The sequence below is a fragment of the Nonomuraea sp. NPDC049784 genome (assembly GCF_040659615.1).
In the GTDB taxonomy this organism is placed as follows: domain Bacteria; phylum Actinomycetota; class Actinomycetes; order Streptosporangiales; family Streptosporangiaceae; genus Nonomuraea.
The window spans coordinates 1-1431 of record NZ_JBFAMX010001198.1; the positions used below are offsets into that span (position 1 = coordinate 1).

2 protein-coding genes are annotated in these 1431 nt (G+C 73.2%); both read left to right on the top strand.

All coding sequences use genetic code 11. The features are described from left to right. Window positions 1-944 (top strand): PP2C family protein-serine/threonine phosphatase (locus tag AB0J09_RS64685; RefSeq protein WP_360714411.1); only part of this gene is annotated, 944 nt, incomplete at its 5' end. Then, a partial coding sequence (locus AB0J09_RS64690) for a B12-binding domain-containing protein (RefSeq protein ID WP_360714413.1) occupies window positions 941-1431 on the top strand: 491 nt, incomplete at its 3' end. The genes AB0J09_RS64685 and AB0J09_RS64690, both read left to right, overlap by 4 nt.

Genomic DNA, 1431 nt, shown 5'->3' on the forward strand with positions numbered 1-1431 from the left:
GGGCGCCTGCCCACCGGGGAGACCCGGAGCCGGCGTACGCCCCGATCCGCTGCCTCTCGTCGCGCCGCACCCGTCAGGCCGGCTTCTCGGAGGACGAGAAGGTGTTCGCGCCGCTGTTCACCGCGTGGGCCGGCGCGGCGATCTCCGTCGCACGGCTGTACGCCGAGCAGACGGCCATCACCGAGACCCTGATGGCCGGGCTGCTGCCGCCCGCGGCGCCGCCGCTGGAGGGCGTGGAGCTGGCGGCCCGCTACCGGCCCGCGGGCGACAGCGAGCAGGTCGGCGGCGACTTCTACGATGTGCATCCCGTCGTCGGCTCCGCGCGAGAGTCGCTGGTGGCGCTCGGCGACGTGTCCGGCAAAGGCCTGGAGGCCGCCGTGCTCGCAGGCAAGATCCGCAACATCCTGCGGGCCCTGGTGCCGCTGGCCGACGACCACCATCGAGTGCTGGAACTGCTGAACGGTGTGCTGCTCACCGACGGCGATCCGACCCGCTACGTCACGCTCGTACTGGCCTCGATCGGGCACCGCGGGAGGCAGGTCGTGTTGCGGCTGACCAGCGCTGGGCACCCTCCGCCGCTGATCGTGCGGAACGACGGCCGCGTGGAGCCGGTCCGCGCCGCCGGCACACTGATCGGCTTGGTGGAGCCCATCACCAGCGTCACCGAGTCGGTGCTGCTGGAGCCCGGCGAGACGTGCCTGCTCTACAGCGACGGCATCGTCGAGGCCAGGGGCGGCCCACTCGGTGATGAGTTCTTCGGCGAGGAGCGGCTGTGCGAGCAGCTCCGGCAGTGCGCCGGCATGCCTCCAGAAGCCCTGGCCGATCGTGTCCAGATGCTGGCGTGCCAGTGGGTCGGCGGTGGCGAGCACGACGACATGGCGGTCGTCGCCATCACCGCGCCCCGCGAGGCGTCGCACGGCGCTGCCGGACAGAGGCTGCCATGAGATACGACGTCCAGGAACGCGTCGAGACGTTGTGGGCGGCGGCGACGGCCGGCGACGAGTACGCCGCCGCCGACGCGGTGCTGGCCACGCTCGACGCCGGGGTCCCGATGGAGACCCTGCTGCTGGACGTCGTCGCCGCCGTGCAGTCGCGCGTCGGCCGGGAGTGGGCGGCCAACCGCATCACGGTCGCCCAGGAGCACACCGCCACGGCCGTCAACGAGCGCGTGCTCGCCGCACTGGCCCATCATCCCTCCGTACGGGGGAATCCGGAGCCCAGCAGGGGCCGCATCACGGTGGCATGCATCCACGGCGAATGGCACGCGTTCCCGGCGCGGCTGCTCGCCGAGGTGCTGCGCCTGCGCGGCTGGCACGTCGACTACCTGGGCGCGCAGGTGCCCACGCCGCAGCTGGTCGCACACCTGCACCGGACCAACCCCGACGCGGCGGCGCTGTCCGGCTCGCTCGCGACCCGGCTGCCCACCGCGCA